General features: G+C 35.1%; 1 protein-coding gene. It reads right to left on the bottom strand.

Annotated features, from left to right (window positions below; all coding sequences use genetic code 11):
• The coding region (locus tag QWI17_RS19555) for a putative porin (protein WP_302724211.1) at positions 1 to 342 on the bottom strand (342 nt) is incomplete at both ends.

Here is a 342-nt window from a genome sequence, read left to right as displayed (position 1 = left end):
AAATAATCAGGTTGTTTTGTAAACGACGCATTGATATGCTCGCCACGAATGTAAAAACGCATATTACGAACCTTGAAATTGATAAAAACATCCAAAATAGGATAACCACCAATCTCTTGTATACTTGCTGGATCTTGCAACGCAAATTCGTTCAGAATCGGGATGTAACGCAAACCATTGTATTTCGTAAAATATGTTGCATTAATACCCGCTTGTAATTGAGCATTCTTGTTGAATAACTCTCCTTGCCAATACAATGTTTCACGAATCAAGAAATCTGGCAAAGGCATATATTCTTCGTTTTTCGTTACTTTTTGATATTGCGCTGTCGAAACTAAATTA

It is taken from the genome of Gilvimarinus gilvus (assembly GCF_030518155.1).
Lineage (GTDB): Bacteria > Pseudomonadota > Gammaproteobacteria > Pseudomonadales > Cellvibrionaceae > Gilvimarinus > Gilvimarinus gilvus.
Note: the sequence above shows the minus strand (reverse complement) of the source record. Positions and strands in the feature narration are given on the sequence as shown.